Here is a 222-nt window from a genome sequence, read left to right on the forward strand (position 1 = left end):
GTACGGTCTCGTATGACTGAAGCTTAGAGGCTTTTCTTGGAACCACTTCCGATTGCTTCAGAACCTAAGTTCCTCGTCTCGACCCCTTGAATTCCGCGCCCGGATTTGCCTAAGCGCCTTCTATGAGTCAAAAACCAACACTTCCAACCGTTGGACAACCTTCCGCGATCCGTCCCCCCATCGCATCATACGACGGTGCAGGAATATTAACCTGCTTCCCAT

General features: G+C 51.4%; 1 rRNA gene. It reads right to left on the bottom strand.

Features of this window, described 5'->3' with window-relative positions:
* Positions 1–222 (bottom strand): 23S ribosomal RNA (locus tag F2P45_RS37590); the annotation flags it as partial.

Source organism: Massilia mucilaginosa (genome assembly GCF_011682145.1).
Taxonomy (GTDB): domain Bacteria; phylum Pseudomonadota; class Gammaproteobacteria; order Burkholderiales; family Burkholderiaceae_D; genus Telluria_A; species Telluria_A mucilaginosa.